The 1,073-nt window shown below is 48.2% G+C and carries 1 protein-coding gene; it reads right to left on the bottom strand.

The genetic code is table 11. The features are described 5' to 3' along the window. Positions 1 to 288: 288 nt before the first annotated feature. The gene (locus GOU96_RS17730) at positions 289 to 651 is read right to left on the bottom strand and encodes a hypothetical protein (protein WP_324702092.1); all 363 of its coding nucleotides are present in this window, start codon (positions 649 to 651) and stop codon (positions 289 to 291) included. Between the last annotated feature and the right edge of the window lie 422 nt (positions 652 to 1,073).

Below are 1,073 nucleotides of genomic sequence, written 5' to 3' on the forward strand. Positions count from 1 at the left end.
ATCTTTCAGACCTTTTACTTCACGTAATCGGATTTGGCTGAATTTTTAGCCGCCCCGCTCGTTAGAGCGGGGCGTTCTTTTATCTGCGTTTTGCCGCTTTTTTCCCCACAACGTCGCCCCTTGTTACCGTTTTTCCCGCTGCGGGTTACTCTTTTTCCCGTTGATGCTGGCTTTTTTTCTCACACTGCGTCGTTTTTGTGAGCGCGGTCGCCGATTTTATCGCCTAAGAATTAGAGTAATTACTTTAAAATGTTTCTAAGTGCGATATAATCATTTCGCTCTTCTTGTTTATCTTATTTTTTGTCTGTGTGATGGCGGCGTTGTCACCAGACTCACATTTTTGCTTACGTATTTTTTTCGGGCCGGCTTTTGCCGGCCTTTTTGTTGCCTGTCTACCCGCTGCCCACCTTCTCCAGCAATTTGTTGTAAAGCTACAGCTTGCCCACACTTATTTCTCGATGAAAAATCAAATTGCGCTGTTGCGCTGTTGCGCTGTTGCGCGTGCTGCTGCACAAGCGCCTCACAAGCATAGTGCGGCATGGGTTTGCTAAGAGAGATTCGCACCACCGGTTGTGAATACGAAGAGGTGTGGCCGTGAGCAGGGAAAAGGACAGAGAAGCAGAACAGGGAAACAGAATTGGTCGGGCGCATTCGGTTATGCGCCAAACATAACACTGTCGTGTTAGATCGCGGCAGGATCTGACTTATCGTTGCTAAATCGGGCTTTTATCAGACAAGTTGCTATGAAGTAATGTGCGTATTCGTGAGGGGAATCAAGAGTGCAGCGCAAACTTATGTATGATGGCGCGATCTTACACAAAGATCTTGCGAAACCGCGCAGGATCGAAGATCCTTAACGGCATAACAATAAAAACCTCCTATTTCTCTCCCGTTGCCCCACCGTACGGTGGGGACTTATTTCCCTTTTCGCGACCCATCTCGCTTCGACCTAGCATAACGTGACAGGCAACGAGTCGATCACCGAACTTTATTCTGCGTCGCTATCGTCCGCATCCAGTTCAGCCTGATTCAGGGCATCAATCTCGGTGGTAAACCAGGTATCCAGCTTCTGG

This window comes from Vibrio sp. R-1 (assembly GCF_035615595.1).
GTDB classification, from domain to species: Bacteria; Pseudomonadota; Gammaproteobacteria; order Enterobacterales; family Vibrionaceae; genus Vibrio; species Vibrio cholerae.